This is a genomic window from Roseibium sp. HPY-6, from assembly GCF_040530035.1.
Taxonomy (GTDB): domain Bacteria; phylum Pseudomonadota; class Alphaproteobacteria; order Rhizobiales; family Stappiaceae; genus Roseibium.
In genome coordinates this window covers 192345-210092 of record NZ_JBEWCD010000001.1, presented here as the reverse complement: position 1 = coordinate 210092, position 17748 = coordinate 192345, and the positions used below count along the sequence as shown (strand labels likewise).

General features: G+C 55.7%; 19 protein-coding genes. 12 read left to right on the top strand and 7 right to left on the bottom strand.

All coding sequences use genetic code 11. From position 1 onward, the window contains the following. The first annotated feature begins 125 nt into the window (after positions 1–125). Both ABVF61_RS00965 and ABVF61_RS00960 read left to right on the top strand, forming a co-directional pair. Entirely contained in the window at positions 126–830 is a 705-nt protein-coding gene (locus ABVF61_RS00965; protein ID WP_353991676.1) for a YdcF family protein, read from the top strand. An 84-nt stretch (positions 831–914) separates the two neighbouring features. Continuing rightward, the gene (locus tag ABVF61_RS00960) at positions 915–2159 is read left to right on the top strand and encodes an adenylate/guanylate cyclase domain-containing protein (protein ID WP_353991675.1); all 1245 of its coding nucleotides are present in this window, start codon (positions 915–917) and stop codon (positions 2157–2159) included. Here ABVF61_RS00960 and ABVF61_RS00955 read toward each other — a convergent pair. Next, positions 2078–2800, bottom strand: a complete 723-nt coding sequence (locus tag ABVF61_RS00955; protein WP_353991674.1) for a DUF599 domain-containing protein — start codon at positions 2798–2800, stop codon at positions 2078–2080. The genes ABVF61_RS00960 and ABVF61_RS00955 overlap by 82 nt on opposite strands. Before the next feature lie 215 nt (positions 2801–3015). Between ABVF61_RS00955 and ABVF61_RS00950 the strand changes: the two genes are divergently transcribed. After that, positions 3016–3138, top strand: coding sequence for a hypothetical protein (locus tag ABVF61_RS00950; RefSeq protein ID WP_299481790.1), 123 nt, complete (start codon positions 3016–3018; stop codon positions 3136–3138). Between the two features lie 94 nt (positions 3139–3232). Here ABVF61_RS00950 and ABVF61_RS00945 read toward each other — a convergent pair whose 3' ends face one another. Both ABVF61_RS00945 and ABVF61_RS00940 read right to left on the bottom strand, forming a co-directional pair. Then, positions 3233–3748: a hypothetical protein gene (locus tag ABVF61_RS00945; RefSeq protein ID WP_353991673.1), complete on the bottom strand. Its 516-nt coding sequence runs from the start codon at positions 3746–3748 to the stop codon at positions 3233–3235. 93 nt (positions 3749–3841) lie between these two features. Continuing rightward, complete coding sequence (locus tag ABVF61_RS00940) at positions 3842–4714, bottom strand: NAD-dependent epimerase/dehydratase family protein (protein ID WP_353991672.1); 873 nt, start codon at positions 4712–4714, stop codon at positions 3842–3844. 133 nt (positions 4715–4847) lie between these two features. Here ABVF61_RS00940 and ABVF61_RS00935 point away from each other — a divergent pair, with 133 nt between their 5' ends. From ABVF61_RS00935 to ABVF61_RS00925, 3 genes are all read left to right on the top strand, one after another. After that, positions 4848–5282 carry a DUF1489 family protein gene (locus ABVF61_RS00935; RefSeq protein WP_353991671.1) on the top strand — a complete coding sequence of 145 codons (435 nt, stop codon included), beginning with the start codon at positions 4848–4850 and terminating at the stop codon, positions 5280–5282. A 77-nt stretch (positions 5283–5359) separates the two neighbouring features. Beyond that, positions 5360–6094 (top strand): vWA domain-containing protein, encoded by a 735-nt coding sequence (locus ABVF61_RS00930; RefSeq protein ID WP_353991670.1) that lies wholly within the window; start codon positions 5360–5362, stop codon positions 6092–6094. After that, positions 6094–6801 carry a DnaJ domain-containing protein gene (locus tag ABVF61_RS00925; protein WP_353991669.1) on the top strand — a complete coding sequence of 236 codons (708 nt, stop codon included), beginning with the start codon at positions 6094–6096 and terminating at the stop codon, positions 6799–6801. Before ABVF61_RS00930 ends, ABVF61_RS00925 begins: the two co-directional genes overlap by 1 nt. Before the next feature lie 17 nt (positions 6802–6818). On the opposite strand, the gene ABVF61_RS00920 is transcribed toward ABVF61_RS00925, so the two are convergent. Further along, complete coding sequence (locus ABVF61_RS00920; protein ID WP_353993650.1) at positions 6819–8510, bottom strand: serine hydrolase; 1692 nt, start codon at positions 8508–8510, stop codon at positions 6819–6821. A 609-nt stretch (positions 8511–9119) separates the two neighbouring features. On the opposite strand from ABVF61_RS00920, the gene ABVF61_RS00915 reads away from it, so the two are divergent. From ABVF61_RS00915 to clpA, 3 genes are all read left to right on the top strand, one after another. Then, positions 9120–9452 (top strand): phasin family protein, encoded by a 333-nt coding sequence (locus ABVF61_RS00915; protein WP_353991668.1) that lies wholly within the window; start codon positions 9120–9122, stop codon positions 9450–9452. A gap of 400 nt (positions 9453–9852) precedes the next feature. Continuing rightward, a complete protein-coding gene (clpS, locus tag ABVF61_RS00910; protein WP_353991667.1) occupies positions 9853–10185 on the top strand; it encodes an ATP-dependent Clp protease adapter ClpS in 333 nt (110 codons plus the stop codon). A 12-nt stretch (positions 10186–10197) separates the two neighbouring features. Beyond that, positions 10198–12648 (top strand): ATP-dependent Clp protease ATP-binding subunit ClpA, encoded by a 2451-nt coding sequence (gene clpA, locus ABVF61_RS00905; protein ID WP_353991666.1) that lies wholly within the window; start codon positions 10198–10200, stop codon positions 12646–12648. Positions 12649–12792: 144 nt separating this feature from the next. On the opposite strand, the gene ABVF61_RS00900 is transcribed toward clpA, so the two are convergent. Continuing rightward, positions 12793–14646, bottom strand: a complete 1854-nt coding sequence (locus tag ABVF61_RS00900) for a WG repeat-containing protein (RefSeq protein ID WP_353991665.1) — start codon at positions 14644–14646, stop codon at positions 12793–12795. Between the two features lie 229 nt (positions 14647–14875). Here ABVF61_RS00900 and ABVF61_RS00895 point away from each other — a divergent pair, with 229 nt between their 5' ends. From ABVF61_RS00895 to ABVF61_RS00885, 3 genes are read left to right on the top strand one after another with little or no spacing between them, the layout of a single operon-like run. Then, a complete protein-coding gene (locus tag ABVF61_RS00895; protein ID WP_353991664.1) occupies positions 14876–15634 on the top strand; it encodes an AzlC family ABC transporter permease in 759 nt (252 codons plus the stop codon). Then, the gene (locus tag ABVF61_RS00890) at positions 15634–15996 is read left to right on the top strand and encodes an AzlD domain-containing protein (RefSeq protein ID WP_353991663.1); all 363 of its coding nucleotides are present in this window, start codon (positions 15634–15636) and stop codon (positions 15994–15996) included. Before ABVF61_RS00895 ends, ABVF61_RS00890 begins: the two co-directional genes overlap by 1 nt. A gap of 34 nt (positions 15997–16030) precedes the next feature. Then, complete coding sequence (locus tag ABVF61_RS00885; protein WP_353991662.1) at positions 16031–16681, top strand: glutathione S-transferase family protein; 651 nt, start codon at positions 16031–16033, stop codon at positions 16679–16681. Positions 16682–16699: 18 nt separating this feature from the next. Here ABVF61_RS00885 and ABVF61_RS00880 read toward each other — a convergent pair whose 3' ends face one another. After that, on the bottom strand, positions 16700–17203 hold the full coding sequence (locus ABVF61_RS00880) for a hypothetical protein (protein WP_353991661.1): 504 nt from the start codon (positions 17201–17203) through the stop codon (positions 16700–16702). 20 nt (positions 17204–17223) lie between these two features. Then, positions 17224–17652 carry an HIT family protein gene (locus ABVF61_RS00875; RefSeq protein WP_353991660.1) on the bottom strand — a complete coding sequence of 143 codons (429 nt, stop codon included), beginning with the start codon at positions 17650–17652 and terminating at the stop codon, positions 17224–17226. Positions 17653–17748 lie beyond the last annotated feature (96 nt).

Here is a 17748-nt window from a genome sequence, read left to right as displayed (position 1 = left end):
ATTACGCCGTGCTTTTTTATATTTCGAAAATCGCCTATTTTTTTCTCCAGCCCTCAAATTTACTCATTTCAGTCGCGCTGGTTGGATTGGCCCTTCTGACGTTTTCAAAAAGACGGCGTACCGGTATGCGCTTGGTATGGTTGGCAATTCTGGGTCTGGCGATTTGCGGATTGTCGCCGGTAGCGAACTGGCTCATCCTTCCGTTGGAGGAGCGTTTTCCTCGTCCGGAACAAATTGTCGCGTACGATGGAATTATTGTTTTAGGCGGTGCTGTGGATACGGTGGTCACCGGAGGGCGAGGGGACACCGCACTTACAACCTCTGGTGAGCGAATCACCATTTCGGCGCGCCTCGCCGGGCTCATTCCAAATGCAAAGGTGATCCATTCCGGAGGAAAGGGATTCGTCATTTCCTCCCAGGCTACAGAAGCAGAGGGCGCAGCGCGGTTGTTTGAAGACTTCGGAATCGCATCAGAGCGGATTGTTCTGGAGGACAAATCCAGAAACACCTGGGAAAACGCTGTCCTCACGAAACAGCTTGTGGACCCAGAACCGGGCCAGACCTGGCTCCTGGTTACGTCCGCCTATCATATGCCACGTGCCATGGGCGTCTTCGAAAAAGCGGGCTGGGAGGGCGTGACCGCCTATCCGGTCGACTACAGGACGCGTGGACCAGAAGACACTTCACTAGGGTTCTCAGGCGTTTCAAAGGGTTTGAGGCGATTTGACCTCGCTTTCAGGGAATGGGTGGGACTGGCTGCCTATAAGCTAACAGGCCGGAGCACGACCTGGTTGCCGGGCCCGGAAACCGTGAACCAGGCGGCGCGTTAAGGCTGGTTTGAAAACACCTCTTTTACAGGACGCTGCGACGCACCATATCAGGTTCTATCAAGGGTATGAAAAGGACGTGGGCAGATGGTCCTCGAAGCGCCGCTCGTTTCGGCAGACATTGTTCAATGGTTATATAGTGATGCCTCGTATCTCAGCGATACGTTGGAGGTTGTAAGCGAAATGGCCGTGCGCCTGCGTGACGGCGGAGTGCCTGTCGACAGGGCAACGACCGGGATCTGGATCGTTCATCCGAACGTGCGTGCAGAAGCCTCCGTTTGGGCCAGCGACGGCACGCGCGAAATCAGGCTCTATACGGCTGACAACAGCTCAGACGAAGACTACCAGATCAGTCCGATCAAACGTGTACATGAGACCAAGGCCGCGGTGCGCGTCAGGCTTGCACATTCCAATGAAGCGGAAGAATTCCCGGTTACAGTCGATCTTCGCGAGGAAGGCTATAAGGATTATATCGCGCTGCCGATGCCGTTTTCCGATGGCTCCGTCAAAGTTGTTACATTCGCTACCAGGGCTCCAACAGGTTTCAGCGGTGCACACATAGGCGTATTCGAATCTCTTATCCGGCCGCTCGCTCTCGTTTGTGAGCTGAAAACGCTTCGCAGAACGGCTGAGACGGTGCTTGACACCTATGTCGGCCCTCGTGCCGGCTCGAAAGTGCTGGACGGAACGACACGCCGCGGGCAGGGTGAGTGGATCAAGGCGGTTGTGAGCTTTGCTGACATTCGCGGTTTCACGCGCCTTTCGAATACGCTCCCGGCAGACATGATCGTTCAGTTTCTGAACAAGTATTTCGGCGCAATGACCGCGGCTGTCGAAGCCCATGGCGGTGAAGTGCTCAAGTTCATCGGCGACGAGGTGATGGCGATCTTTCCCTATGAAACCGAAGACCAGGCACGCGACGCGGCGAAAAGAGCGCTTCTGGCTGCGCGCGATACGCTCAAGCGCATTGACGGTATCAACAGCTCGAACACCTGCGCACAAACCCCGGATCTGAGCGTGGGTATTGCGTTGCACGCAGGCGATGTCTTCTACGGCAATGTCGGCAGCGAAACCCGGCTTGACTTCACGGTTGTCGGCCCGGTCGTGAACCTCGCCGCCCGCATTGCGGAATTGGCGAAAGACCTGCGCCGGGAAGTGCTCGTCTCCGACGCTCTTTCTGACATCATGGGCTGCCGGTCCGGTCTTTATGGGCGGTATCAGGTCAAAGGTTTCGACGACCCGGTGGCGGTTTATTCGCCGGATCTGTCCGGGGACGCTAAGTTCGGATATTGCCCCGAAAGCACGGCTGCTCTGGAACGAGAGGCGAATTGACGGCGAAGCAGGACCAACAGCACGGCCAAAGTGGTTGATGCGAACATGAAAGGTCCTGCGAACCAGCCCAAAAAACCGATGGCGAAAAAGAGCGCACGTTGACCTCTGTTGAAATGTTGGCCGGCGAGCATGTTGAGAGCGCCGGCCTGAAGGGCCATTTCCCGGATCTTATCGTCATCCGCCGCCCCTTGTTCGGGCACGGCACCCATCACAATGCTTGCGTAATTGAACAGGCGGTACGCCCAGCCAAACTTGAAGAAGCTGTAGGCGAAGATCAGCATCAGACCGAGCACCTTTATTTCCCAGAGAGTCCGGCTGCTTTCGACCGGAATCGAGAGATCTCCAGCGATCTGGACAATCCTGTCGGTCGCCTCAAGAAGCGCGAACCCGCCGCCGATCGCAAGGAGTGCCGTGGAGGCAAAGAAGGCCGTACCCTGCTGAAGGCCAGCCATGATGGCGGTGTCCATGATACGAACTTCGCGCTGGCACATCGAGATCATCCACTCGCGGCGATAAGTGTCCATTACACTTGATAACGTTTTTGTCCGCAGCGGGCTGACATCCACGATCAGATTGAAGCCGAACCAGGCAACCAGAAACCAAACGGCTGCGGCGATGTCCAGGTGCGAAAGGGCGTGCATGGTAAACTCTCTGCGGTGTTCCGTTCCTGCTACAAAGCATAAGCAGCTGAAAAAATGAAAAGAATTTTGCTCTGCAAAAATGACGTGGCAGCTGCTCCATTTTTGCGCTTGCGAATTGGTAAGGGTTCGTTTACTTCGACGCCTCAAAGGCGCCATATTTGAAAAGTGCAGGGGACCGGCGCCAGAAAAAGTGTAGGGCTTTAATGGACGAAAACGTGCAGAAATCTTGTTGGAGCGTCACTCTTTGGACTGTCGCTGCGGTGGGTGTCGCCTTGACGATGATCCTTCTCTTCAACGACGTTGAAAACGCTCAACAGGCGGTTGCCGTCGCCAAATAAAGGCAACGGGACACTTTCAGAAAAAGGCGCAGCCCCCGGCGGCGCCTTTTGTGTTTCTGCGACAGCCTTCAGGATTTCAACGCAAGGCGCTCGCTTATTGCGGACGGTTCAGTGGACCGAAAACCTGCTGCAATTCCATCTGTCGAACGACAGTCTTTCCTTCTGGATAGCTGATCAGGAAACCCGCATACCCCTCCGGACCGTGTGGCATTACGACGAGCCGTGCCAGACCAAGTCCCGGCCACGCCAGATCGGCACCCCACACCGGTATGGTTTCAAGCGGCTGTGATCCGTTCAGCGCTTGAAAATCTGTTCCGTGCAGCACGTTTGTGTCGTCGGCGTTCCAGGTCAGCCCGGCAAGGCCCGCCTCAACCGGATATAACAGGGCTTCCGTTTCGCCTATCCGTAGCGACAATGTGCCGTTGGCGCGATGGGTGACATCGACTTTGGCTGTCCCCGTGTCCGCTGGAAGCGGCGTCCGACGTCCGTCTTTCTCGATAAAGCCCGTCGTATTGACGATCTGAAATTCGCCGCCCGGCAAGAGCTGGTCAGCTGCTGCGGGCCAGGCAAGGATCACGCAAGCAAAGAGTGCGACGACAAGATTTTTCATTCTTGGTACCCAATTGTCATTCGCGATAGTCTAAGTCAGGTTCTTAAAGAAACTGATGCGTGCGACGAAACTGCCGGAAGAACTTTCTGACCGTTATCGAGACAATGAAACGATCATATCCTCAATCGTTGAGAAATAGGGTTGCCAGCCTGTTGCCCGTTGCGCGTGACTGACATCGATCTTTTGGGAGAGCGCGTAGCCTGCGTTCCAGTCGGTCTCGGGCGATATTGAACTATCTGCTTTCACCGTTTCGATTTCCAATGGCAGTCCGTGCCTTGCGGACACATGCGACGCCAGATGACGAACCGGAATGCCTGAGATGCTGCCCGCCATAAGGGTCATTCTGAAGCGGGCGTGCTGCAGCGCCTGGACATAAAGGGCTGCCAGATCATTGACCTCAATCAATGGCCAAAGCGTTTCCGGCTTTGCGCGCGTTCTGAAAGGGGTGCCGCTCTTGAGCGCGGTCGTCATCTCAGCAATCGGGCCAGCCAACAGGCTGCAGACAAGCGCCGGATGGATCACGACAAGATTAAGATCCGTTCCATGAGACAGGGTCCGGATTGTTTCCGCCATGAAACGGAAGGCCGTCAGCGGTTCGAAAGGCGTCTTTTCCGTAATGGTCTGGTTGTCTCCCAAGGATGGAAAGAGCCAGATGCCGCCGGTATATATCAGTTTTAACGGCTGTTTCCTGTGCTTTGCAGCCTGTTTGAGAGACAGCATGGATAGGCGGTCGACACGCCCCATGTCTTCTGAAAAAATCGCACCAGCATGAATGACAGCGTCACAGGACGCGGCCCGGCCAACCCAGCTTTCCGCGCTTTTGAGATCTCCCGGAAAGGCACTTGCGCCGAGCGCACGCAATTTGTCAGCGGAAGCCTCGGACCGCGCCAGTGCAACGACACGGACACCTTTCGAAAGCAACTCTTTCACAACAGCGGCACCGATCAGACCCGTGCCACCGGTCACGAACACGTCCATCTTCAAAGAGAACCCTGTTCTGAAGGTGCGCGCAAGTTTTTGCTGTGCGCTCCTGTGTACAATCCACCACCGTTTGCCTTGGCGTTCTTGACGCGGTGGTCAGGCCTGCTAGGTCAGTAGTATGACCTTGCATCTCGTGAAACTTTGCGTGGGCGCTGACAGCGCGGAATCGCTTCAGGCATGGATTGATTACCGCGTCGAGCAGGCCCGGCTTGCCGGACGGGAAGAGGTGACCACGCACACAACACGCATGGTCCCCACGCGCAGGGACGAGCTTCTGGACGGCGGGTCTCTCTACTGGGTGATCAAGGGCAAGATACAGGTTCGGCAGCACCTGATCGACATTCGTCCATTCACCGACGACGCCGGGGTCAAGAGATGCGACCTCGTACTTGAGCCCAGGCTCATCACGACGCGGTACCAGCCTAAACGGCCGTTTCAAGGCTGGCGTTACCTAAAGGCAGCCGACGCACCTGCTGATATGCGAATGTCGGGGGATTCGCGGGCGATGCCCGACGGTATGCGCCGCGACCTTGTTGAGCTTTGCCTCCTTTAGGGTCCTGCATCAAACTTGCCAAAAAGTGCTCACATGCCCACTTTCAGTTTCAGAGACTGCGACAAGGACCAGGCGGGATGGCAAAAGACCGGGACGACATGAAGGAGACGCTCGTCAGGCGGAACGCACAGGTTCCGTCTGCATCCGACGACATCTCGGCGTTTCTGGCAAAAGCAAAGGAAATCAAACCGCAATCGGGAAGCGGTGGCCGGCTTATTTTCGCACTGGACGCGACAATGAGCCGCCAGCCCACGTGGGACAGGGCGTGTCACATCCAAGCTGAAATGTTTCAGGAAGCGGGACAGATCGGTGGCCTGAAAATCAAGCTGGTGTATTTTCGAGGCTTCGGTGAATGCCGCGCCTCGCGCTGGTTCGAACGCAGCGACGAGCTTGCAAAGGCCATGAGCCGCATCTCGGTACAGGGCGGTCGCACCCAAATCGGCAAAGTGCTCACTGCCGCTTTGAACTCTGCTGCAGAAGACAAGGTCGCTGCGCTTGTCTATGTCGGCGATTGCATGGAAGAAGATGTCGACGTTTTGTGTGACAGGGCCGGGCAACTCGGGCTCTTGGGTGTGCCGATGTTCCTGTTCCAGGAGGGCCGCGACGGCGTCGCCGAACAGGCTTTCCGCGAAATGGCGCGCCTGACGAATGGTGCCTACTGTCCGTTTGATGCCGGGTCGGCGCAGCAGCTCGCCGAGCTTCTGAAAGCGGTTGCTGTGTTTGCAAGCGGTGGTCACGGGGCGCTCAAGGCACTTGAAAAGAAAGGCGGGCAGGGCGCCCGCTTGCTGCTGCAGCAAATCAAGCCTGGCTGATGTTTTATTTTCTGATTGGACTGATATTGCTTTTGGCCGTTGTGTTTGGTGCACGCGGTTTCGTGCAAGCCAACCCGGCCGATCTTGCGCGTAAGATGCGCAGATATGGTGGTATTTTGCTGCTGGTTCTCGGCGGCATTTTCATGCTCACCGGCCGATTCATGTTCGCAATACCGCTCATCGGGTTTGGATTATCTCTGCTGGGTGTTGCGGGCCTTGGAGGACTTACGGGTACATACAAGCCAAACAAGGCATCAGGTCAACGTTCCCGCGTTCGCACAGCAATGGTTGAAATGGAACTGGACCACGACACCGGGGCAATGACCGGCAGTGTTCTGGCCGGCGGGTTCCAAGGCCGAATGCTGGACGATTTGTCCGAGCTAGACCTGCATTCATTCTGGCTGGAATGCGCGCAGGACGAACAGAGCCGTAAACTAGTCGAAGCTTATCTCGACCGCCGGCTTGCCGGATGGCGTGAACACTTCCAGTCTGATGGAACAGAGGGGCAAGGAAGCGCGCCGAGCTCTGGCCCCATGACAGATGAGGAGGCCTACGAGATCCTGGGGCTTTCGCCCAATGCCGGGGACGCGGAAATTCGAGCCGCGCATCGCCGGCTTATGCTGCGGGTTCACCCCGACAAGGGAGGATCCGGTTTCCTCGCGGCGAAAATCAACGAGGCTAAAGACACGCTTCTCAGAAGACATTGACGGCATCCGTTACGCAGTTACTGGTAGATGGCGAAGCAGGCAAATTTTGCCTTTTTGAGTGTTCTGCATGCCCTTCGGGCGGACGATTTCGTATCAAAGCCAACGAAACGCGCGCGGTATAGCGTCTGTCCGTTTGCTTCAACAGGTTCGGTATAGGGTGAGCGGCCACGCAGGGCTGCACCTGTCCGGGCCTTGGCCTTCTTCAGGAGAGCCACAGCCTGATTTTCCGTTTCTGATGCGGCGATCTGAACCTGCCAGCCCGGCTCGATGTCGGGTCTGTCGCTGGTGGCAACCGTGACCGTATCCCCACGGCTTTCCGCGATCGGAGATGCTGCGGAAGCGGTTGCGATTTTGACGGGTTTTGAACCAACTTCGGGAGCAGGTACCGTCTCAATGGCAACGGTTTTGACCGTGATCGTTTTGGGCGGCGCCGGCTGATTTTGCCGTGCGCTCGCGGCACCTGCACTACGCGTCGTCTTTTCTTGTGCCGCCGCAAGCAACACCTTGCTGGAGACTGAATTCGTGGTCAGGTCAAGATCCTGGTTTTCGCGCCGGATCGGAGGCAGTGCCGTCGCCACAGCGAAGGTCTCGTCAAAGCGCTGTTTGACAAGTTTCGGGGGCAAGGGAACGGCTTCGCCGAAACCTGGAACTGTTGGCCGTTGTGCCGCTGCTGACGTTGCCGACTGTGGCGTAGGAGCCGGTGCGGGCACTGCTGCGGCTGGTTTGGCCGAGGAGTTGAATGCGAGCACCATCGGTGACCCGGTGGCGGGTGCAGGCTGGCTTCCCGGCTTGGCTTGCGGAAGAGGCGGGCTCTTCAGAGCACTTGCAACAAAAATCGGCGCCGCGCCACCTTTGGCGATCGCCGGCACGGTTTTCTTGCCGCGGCTCGCCTTTGACAGGTAGCGGTTGATCAGCTTTGTCATTTGCGCATTGCGGGAGGCACCTGATCTTCCGCCCATCACCACTGCAACAATCTGACGTCCGTTCCGGTTTACCGACGTGACAAGGTTGAAACCGGAAGCCCTGATGTAACCGGTCTTGATTCCATCCACACCCTTGACGCGGCCAAGCAGCTTGTTGTGGTTGCCGTAGGTACGTCCGCCGTATTTATAAGAACGGGTGTTGAAGTACCCGTAATATTGCGGGAAGTGTTCCTGAATCGCGCGGCCCAGGGTCGCCATGTCCCTCGCGCTGGTGCGCTGTCCGGAGTTTGGCAGTCCGTGAGGGTTCCGGAATGTTGTTTTTTTCATCCCGAGCGAGCGTGCTGTGCGCGTCATGCGTTCAGCGAACTTCTTTTCCGATCCGCTGATGTTCTCAGCAACGACCGTCGCAACATCGTTGGCCGATTTCGTGACGAGCGCGAGAATAGCGTCCTTGACCTTGATGGTCTTACCAGCCTTCAGGCCCAGTTTCGACGGCGGCCTGCCAGCGGCGTATTTTGAAACTTTCAAGCGTGAGCTGAGGGACAGCCTGCCGGCTTCGAGTTCCTCGAAGACCACATACAGTGTCATGATCTTGGTCAGCGAAGCCGGGTAGCGATAAGCATCAGCGGACGAAGCATAAAGCGTCTTGCCGGTCTTGGCGTCGACGACAATGCCCGCGTATTTGGGGTTGGCTAAGGCTGCTGCAGGGAGACTGAGCGCCAGAGCGCTGAGGACCAGTATTTTGCCCGCTCTGGCGAATATTCTTGTCTTGCGAAGAAAACGCATACCAAACACAGTTACTATCCCATTCCGGGTCACACGTTTCTGTCTGAAGGTTTGCCCGTTGAATCATCCCCCTGCGATTCAAATCGGCGCCCCTCGTCGTAAGTCCCATTTGATGGAATCACGGTTACGAATGTGTAAATGGATTGCTGAAAAAGCACTTTAAAAAAGTGTTTTTTGTTAGAGTTAACTAATGGTTAAAATCGGCTGTAAAGTAAAAAATTCTACGCTCATAGTATTTCCTCACTAGATACATTGGAAATCTGGATTTTTTGCTAAACAGGATGTTAACGCGCCGTATCGCGGAGTCGCTGTAACATGATGTGCCTTCTTTGAATAGAGTGAGCAGCTTCAAAAGGCTCTAGGTCATGTGTCGCAAACATATGAGAATGACGGTGCTCCGGGGGCGTGTAAGCAGTACAATTTTCGCCTTATGGGATTGTAAAAATTAATTTCTCGTAATGGTTGTTGCTGCAATGCAAAATCATCTTGACAGTTATTGTGCAGTGCATTACGACGATTTCCCGTAGGTAACGCGATGCGCGCGCCGGCAGCCTATTAGGGTCGTTGAAACAGGCCCTGGCACCCGGTCCGCCGGATGAGGGCAGTTAGATGATGAACAGCTTTGAAGATCTCCAGAAGTTGAGCAAAGACAACATGGACATGGCCATGGAATCTTTCGGTACGATGAGCAAAGGTTTCCAGGCGATTGCAGCTGAAGTAGCCGATTACCAGAAGAAGTCCTTCGAAGAAGGTACTGCTGCGGTGGAAAAGCTGGTTGCTTCCAAGTCTCTGGACAAAGCTTTCGAAGCTCAGGCTGACTATGTCAAAACCAGCTACGAAGGTTTTGTCGGTGAAATGACCAAGCTCGGCGAAATGGTCACCGACATGTCCAAAGATGCATACAAGCCGTATGAAGGCGTTCTCGGCAAAATGGCTAAGTAAGCCTCTTCACGCCGTTAAACGACGTTTCTTTGCTAAAACCCGGTTCAGGCGAGCCGGGTTTTTTCGTATTTGGACAGATATGCCCACATTTTGACGTCCGACAGGAATTGAATTCCAGATCACGCGGATTTGGCCTTCGGTCCCACCTTTTAATCGTTTTTCAGACACCTACATTCGTCAATGACGGTAGCGCTTCTGCTTCAAACAGGGCGTTCACCTTAATCTTGATGAAATCGACCATTGCGCCAGCGAGGCTTGCGCGGCAGGATTACCCATTAAGACGTAAATCCCGCAGGGCAACATTCTGCGGAACCAACAACCGGTTCGGGTGTCATGCGTCACACGTACCGGCCTGAAGACACTGGTAATAGCCGGAATGATAGAGGCGATAGATACGGCAATGTCGGCGGGTTCAGACTACAACGATGACGGTGATGACGCCGGAACCGTTGTCGTTACCCGTACGAAAACGATCACAAAGCGGCCAAATCTCTATCGTGTGCTGCTGTTGAACGACGATTACACGCCGATGGAATTTGTCATTCATGTTGTAGAGAACTTCTTCCAGAAGAATCGGGAAGAAGCGACCCGCATTATGCTGCATGTGCATCATCATGGTGTCGGAGAATGTGGGATTTTTTCCTACGAGGTCGCCGAAACCAAAGTGACACAGGTGATGGACTTTGCTCGCAAACATCAGCATCCTTTGCAATGCGTCATGGAAAAAAAGTGAGGACTTACGTACGTGCCTTCTTTCTCACGCAGTCTTGAAAAAGCCCTTCATCAGGCACTGGCGTTCGCGAACGAACGTCAGCAGGAATACGCCACGCTAGAGCATCTTCTGCTGGCGCTGCTGGACGATCAGGACGCGGCAGCCGTCATGCGGGCTTGTAACGTGGACCTGGACACGATCCGGCGCAATTTGCTGGAGTATATCGAAACCGAACTGGACAATCTGGTCACGGACAGTGACGAAGATTCAAAGCCGACAGCCGGGTTCCAGCGCGTTATTCAGCGCGCGGTTATCCACGTCCAGTCGTCGGGCAGAGAAGAGGTGACGGGCGCCAATGTGCTCGTCGCGATCTTTGCCGAACGCGAAAGTCATGCTGCCTACTTCCTGCAGGATCAGGACATGACGCGTTACGACGCCGTCAATTACATCTCGCATGGCATCGCGAAGCGTCCTGGAATGTCGGAAGCCCGGCCCGTCGAAGGAGCGGACGAGGAAGACATCCTTCCCGGTTCTGAAGGCGAAAAGAAATCCAATCAGAAGACCGATGCTCTTGAGGCCTACTGCGTCAACCTCAATGAAAAGGCCGTTAGCGGCAAGATCGATCCGCTCATCGGCCGCGATAGCGAAATTCAGCGCACGATCCAGATCCTGTGCCGGCGCTCCAAGAACAATCCTCTCTTCGTTGGCGACCCTGGCGTCGGCAAGACAGCGATTGCAGAAGGACTTGCGCACCGGATCGTCAATGAAGATGTGCCTGACGTCTTGATGGACGCTACGATTTTCTCCCTCGATATGGGAGCACTCTTGGCGGGAACACGGTATCGGGGCGATTTCGAGGAACGGTTGAAACAGGTCGTCAAGGAAATCGAGGATTTTCCGGGCGCCGTCATGTTCATCGACGAAATCCACACGGTCATTGGTGCCGGGGCCACGTCAGGGGGCGCTATGGATGCGTCCAATCTGCTCAAGCCTGCGCTGGCATCAGGTGCCATCCGCTGCATCGGCTCGACGACCTACAAGGAGTATCGTCAGTTCTTCGAAAAGGATCGGGCGCTTGTTCGCCGGTTCCAGAAAATCGACGTGAACGAACCCACGATTCCGGATGCAATTGATATCCTGAAGGGCCTGAAGCCGTATTTCGAAGACTTCCACAAGGTGCGCTACACCAATGACGCCATCAAGACGGCTGTGGAACTGTCGGCGAAATACATCTCCGACCGGAAGCTTCCGGACAAGGCGATCGATGTGCTTGATGAAACCGGTGCGTCGCAGATGCTTGTACCGGAGGCACGCCGCCGCAAGACGATCGGGGTCAAGGAGATCGAGAATACAATCGCAACCATGGCTCGGATCCCGCCAAAGTCTGTCTCCAAGGACGACGCAGAAGTTCTGGAAAATCTCGGCAAGGATCTGAAACGGGTTGTCTACGGCCAGGATTCGGCGATCGAAACGCTTGCATCTGCAATCAAGCTCGCCAGGGCTGGCCTTCGCGAGCCTGACAAGCCGATCGGCAGCTACCTGTTCTCCGGCCCGACCGGTGTTGGTAAAACAGAAGTGGCGCGGCAGCTGGCATCTTCACTCGGTGTCGAACTGATCCGGTTCGATATGTCGGAATACATGGAACGCCACACGGTCTCACGCCTGATCGGTGCACCTCCGGGCTATGTCGGTTTTGACCAGGGCGGGCTTCTGACCGATGGCGTCGACCAGCATCCACACTGCGTGCTGCTGCTTGACGAGATCGAGAAGGCTCATCCGGATCTCTTCAATATCCTGCTGCAGGTGATGGACCACGGCAAGCTCACCGATCACAACGGCAAGCAGGTCGATTTCCGCAATGTCATCCTGATCATGACCACCAATGCGGGTGCGTCCGACATGGCGAAAATGCCGGTCGGCTTCAACCGCATCAAGCGAGAAGGGGATGACACGGAAGCGATCAACAAGCTGTTCACGCCGGAGTTCCGCAATCGCCTCGATGCCATCATTCCGTTCGGCAACCTGCCGATGGAAGTGGTCTACAAGGTGGTCGAGAAATTCGTCATGCAGCTTGAGGTTCAGCTTGCGGACCGCAACGTGACCTTCGAGCTGACCGAAGATGCCGTTAAATGGCTGGCGACCAAGGGCTATGACAACCAGATGGGCGCACGGCCACTCGGGCGCATCATCCAGGAGCATATCAAACGGCCGCTTGCGGACGAGGTTCTCTTCGGAAAGCTCAAAAAGGGCGGCATGGTCAAGGTGTCCGTCTCTGAAGATGGCAACGGGCTGCTGCTTGAAAGCGTCGAGGAGCGGGCAACACCGCCCAAGCCCAAAGCTAAGACGGAAGCCAAGCCAAAACCGAAACGGCGCCGCAAACCTGCCGCGAAAGCAACGGCAGCGAAGCAGTCCAAGTCGTCAGGTGGCGGGAAGGGCGGTTCCTCCAAGAAAAGCCTCGTACCGAAAGTGCCGCTGGCGGATTGAGCCCAAGCAGGTTCTGATAAGCAAAACCCCGGACAACACGTCCGGGGTTTTTTGTTCGTCAACGCCAATGCCGACCCATCACTTTTGTGTCTGAGCAACAATAGGTGTCAAAGGCGAGGTGCGATTTTCGCTCCTATGGCTGGTCTAATACGATGAGGCGCTTAACTCACGCGGCGGGACAAGCCGCTTGCCCTGGGCGTAGTCGAGTTGGGCGCGCAGCCACAGAAGACTATTGAGAAAGGGATCTCTCGAAAGATCCTCCGGGCGGGACTTCATACCGTCAGTGACCTTGATGTGGTCACGGCATAGGGAACGCTCCGTTTCCTCCCCGTCCGGGGCTATCGGGCACCATTTGTTCAGGTCGAAAGGAACACCCCAGGCTAAACCGCGCTTGAAACATGTCAGAGCGACATATCGTGGTCCGATCAGTGTTTCGCCGTCAGGCCCTTTCATGCCCCATCGTCCCTTTTCCTCGAATCTTTGAAGCGCACCCCCGCAAATGAGGATCTTCTCCCTCTCGGGTAATATCGGCGGTTCCTCATAAACCTCGATTTCGTTGTTGTTGGAATCGATCCAGAAGATGCGCCCGTCCAAGCGAACCATGTAGATCCTGGAACTTTCACCAGTGCCGCTTTCTTTCCCAGCGACCGGCTTTTTCGCGCGTTCCTCAGCGACGAAATCGTAGACCGGAGGAATGACGTAAGCGCCCGCCTGGTCTATAAGCCCCTTTTTATCATTCAACGAAACGGCAGCCATTTCGTCGTGGAACTTGACTTCTCCGTCAAACCAGCCTGTGGGTGGAAATATCTGGCCATCCTGTGTGATGATCTTGTGTTGCCCTTTGCCGAAGGTGAGCGACCAAGGATTTTTACACCCACGGTCTGAGTGCAAGACATGATCGCCCCATTGCCTGGTGACAAACGTCTTCGGCACTTTCGGATGGGAAACGGCAAGAAACCCATGTTGTTCGAACAGTTTCAGCCCGCCCGGGCAGGTTTTGTGAACATATCCGTTTCGCTCGTCGGTGACGAGTTCGCCGTCCGGGGTGACGCTGTACCACCGGTTTCCCTCTAGGACACGCGGAAGCCGGCCGTCTCTTGGAATTGAAACCTTCTCGAAGTAGCGCCCGGAAAGCAGATTTCCGTTGCGCAAAGCGAGGCCGTACCTGTTTTCCGTTCCTGGCTTGCGTACCGATACATATTGACCATTAGGGTATCCAACACCACCGAATTTCAGCGGGATTACCAGTTCTCCGGTTTCGTCCACGGCTCCAAACAGGGTGGGGTCGCCATCCTTTCTGGGATAACCGCTGACGGTGGCGAGGCCATTAAACGGCTGCGAAACCGAGCGGTATCGTGGTGTGATCTGCCATGTCCCGTCTGAACGCAGCAAACCAAATTTGGCGTCCTTGAGCTCGTTTTCAGAGGCCCAGATCAAGCCACGGGAAAAATCGTCAAACTTTTTGATGAAATAGCGTTTGTCCGAAATCCGGCCGTTTTCAATATGATAAAGTCCAAAGCGGTTCTCGCGCTCCTGATATACCGAAATTTGCTGACTTAACTTATATGCCGCATCGGTATCGCGCCACCGGGGTGAGTCTGTGACAAGAAAGGTGTTGCCAGTGAAGCGGAAGAGACGCCCGAACTGCGGTTCGACAACATATTTCCCGCTTTGGTCGATCAGACCGGCCAGTTGACCGGTGAAGACTTCCGCAAGTCCTTTCTCGAACGACCCGGCAAGGTCGTAGCGCGGAGAAATCACCATTTTGCCGGTGCGGTCGATATAGCCGTATTTTTCGTCGATCTTGACGGCTGCAAGACCCTCGCTGAACTGTCCTGCATCCTGAAACGAATGTGGAATTCGAAGCCCTTTGGAGCGCTGTTCGACATAGCCGCACAGATCGTACGCTCCTCCGCAATTTGGAACCAACACCGGTTCCTCGGCCTCCGTACCACTCGCGACTGCCAAAAACACCGTGAAATACAGAAACTGAATCAAGAAACTTTTTGCCACTTTGAAACCCTCTAGTCACCATTCAGTAATCTCAATCTAGTGTGGTAATTTAGGCGAAATGCGGGCAGGGGTTGTGGTGCCGTGCTGCCATCGTTGACAAAGTAATAGCGTCTTCAAGCGGTGCTGAATTCTCGCTTGTAGCTGTCCGGCTCTGGACACAAAACACCGAAAAATGTAAGGCTGCCTTATTATCTGAAGTCTGAGTTCTCTTCCAATGACCGTTCCCAAAGGGACCGCGCAGTCAAAGCCGTCTGAAGATCCGCCCAAATCCGGCAGAGAGTGGTTTCTGCTGGGTGCACGTGCAGCCATATCAATCCCGGCTCTGATCCTCACTGCGGCCTTTGTCGGGTTTGCAGGGTTGGCGCGGGAGACCGGCCTGTCGCTCGCAGAAACTCTTGCAATGACCGGTTTCATCTGGGCTCTACCGTCTATTGTCGTTCTGACCGGAGCGCTTTCGTCGGGCATGGGGCTGATCCCTGCGTCCATTGCCGTGGCGCTTGCCTCCGTTCGTCTCATGCCGATGACGATGGCCCTTATGCCCATGGTGAAGGTTCCTGGAAAGACCAAGAACTGGCATCTTCTGATTGCCTCGCATTTCGTGGCGGTCACCGCCTGGGTGTTTGCCATGCGCACCCTTCCGGAGCTGCCGCGCGAAGCACGCCTTCCTTATTTTACCGGGTTCGGTTCTGCTGTGACGTCCTTCGTCTTCTGCATGACGGGGATTGCCTATCTGGCAGTTGAACGGCTGCCCGATGTCGTTGCCGGCGCGCTGGTGCTTCTGACACCGGTCTATTTTCTCTGTTCGCTCTGGGGCGCGGCGCGCCTGACTGTCGACAAGGCGGCAATGGTGGTCGGTCTTGTGCTTGGGCCCTTGTTCTTCCTCTTTCTGCCGGGCCTTGATCTTCTCTGGACAGGGTTGGTTGGTGGCACAGCGACATTCTTCGGGATGAAAATCCTCCGCGGAGGCCTGTGATGAGCGGTGACATCATGATGGAAACCTGGTGGTGGCCTTATGTGATGATCCTGGTAGCCGGTTGGCTGGCGACGGACGTGTGGCGCTGGATCGGTGTCTTTGCCAGCGGGCGTCTGCGCGAAGACAGTGAGCTGTTGATCTGGGTGCGCTGCGTTGCAACAGCGCTGGTAGCCGGCCTCATCTCCAAGCTGATCCTGTTCCCGCAAGGGATCTTGGGGGAAACACCCATGTGGCTGCGTATCGCTGCTGCTTGTGCCGGATTTGCGGCCTTTTTCCTGTCCCGGCAGAAGGTCATTGTCGGCGTCCTGGCCGCAGAAGCCTTCTTGATCGGTGGCTGGTGGCTGGTTGATAGGGTAGGCTAGAGATCGACTGTCTCACCGAGCACTGGAGAGTGACATGGCAGAACAGGTCGAACTCTTTTACGCGCCCCAGACCCGTGCAACGGGTGTTCGTGTTCTCCTGGAAGAACTCGGCGCGCCGTACACCCTGAATGTCCTGAACGTCAAACTGGAAGAAAACCGGCAACCCGGTTTTTTGAAACTGAATCCGGCCGGTAAGGTTCCAACTGTCCGGCGCGGCGATGCCGTCGTCACGGAACAGGTCGCGATCTATCTCTACCTGGCGGATCTCTTTCCGGAAAGAGGGCTCACGCCAGGTCTCGACGACCCGTTGCGCGGGCCTTACCTGCGCTGGTTCGTCTATATGGCATCGTGTTTCGAACCGGCACTGGTGGACCGGGCGCTCAAGCGGGAAGAGCCGCCGCAGTCCATGTCACCCTATGGCAGTTTTGAGACGGTCGTGGAGAACATGCGTGCGCAACTTACGGGCAAGACCTTCGTTCTGGGCGAAAAGATCACAGCACTCGATGTCCTTTGGGCGATGGGTCTCAGATGGGGCATGATGTTCGGCATTGTGCCCGAATTCGATGAATTCAAAGACTACACGGCTCGCTTCTTCGAGCGACCCGCGGCCGTGAAGGTTCTTCAGGAAGATCAGAACCTTGCCAAGGAACAGGATGAAGCGGCAAAGGCTGCAGGCGTTGCGTGAAACTCAGGTTTATGGCTCTCAGACTTCCGCCACGACGAGTGGTTCGACACTGACGATCCATTGTTTTCGAATGCAGGAGATTATGGCCTGGACAGTATAGGGCTGATCGTCATTGGCGGGGTCGCAATCGAGCCATTTGCCGTCATCTTCAATCCGGCCCGTTTCGAGACAATCGAAGTAAAGATCACACCACGCGCCGTAAGACGTTCGCAATATGGTTTTCTCGGGGACCGCCAGCTCCAGAGTGACAAAGTCTGACTGGGCCAGCTCGTGTTCGGAAAAGAGCATTGTTGCGAGCAGGTCCAGCTCTTCCGGCGCAGTTTCGAAGGTCCACACAGGTGGTGCCAGACATTGAGACAGGCCGATGTGGCGCAAGTGCTCACTGACATACTCATAAGCGACCCGATGATTGCCGCGCGCACCGGTGCCTTCCCAGGACGGTACATAGCAGCCGTCTTCATCGAAGAGATCCATCATGCACGTCTTCTGGAACGTGAACAGGCGCGCAGTGTCTTCTGGCATCGGATTTGCCGGCGGACGCTCTAGTCGAGCGCAGCGCGAATTTGATCCGCCTGTTTCGCGAGAAGGTCGTTGTCCGCCATCTCTCCGGTATGCGGCTTCAGCGACACGCCTTCAAATCGCGGAATGATGTGGACGTGCGTATGAAACACCACCTGACCGCCCGCGGGTTCAGAGAATTGCTGAATGGTCGTTCCGTCCGCGTCGAAGGCTTTGACGACCGTGCGTGCCATTTTCTGGACGGTTGCCATGACGGCGTTCAGATCGGTGGTTTCGATGTCGAAAATGTTCCTGGAAGGTGCTTTCGGGATCACCAGAATATGCCCGTCACCACGTGGCATGATGTCCATAATGACCAGGGTCATTTCATCTTCGAATACTTTGTGGCTCGGAAGCTCTCCACGCAGGATTTTGGCGAAGACGTTCTGGTCGTCATAGGCTGGTGCAGACATGCGGTGCTGTTCCTGTGTGCGAGCAAATGCTTCGGTCCTAAGGCTGATTGCCGGAGACTAGTCGCACGAGGCAGAAAAGGGCAAGAAAGAAGTGCG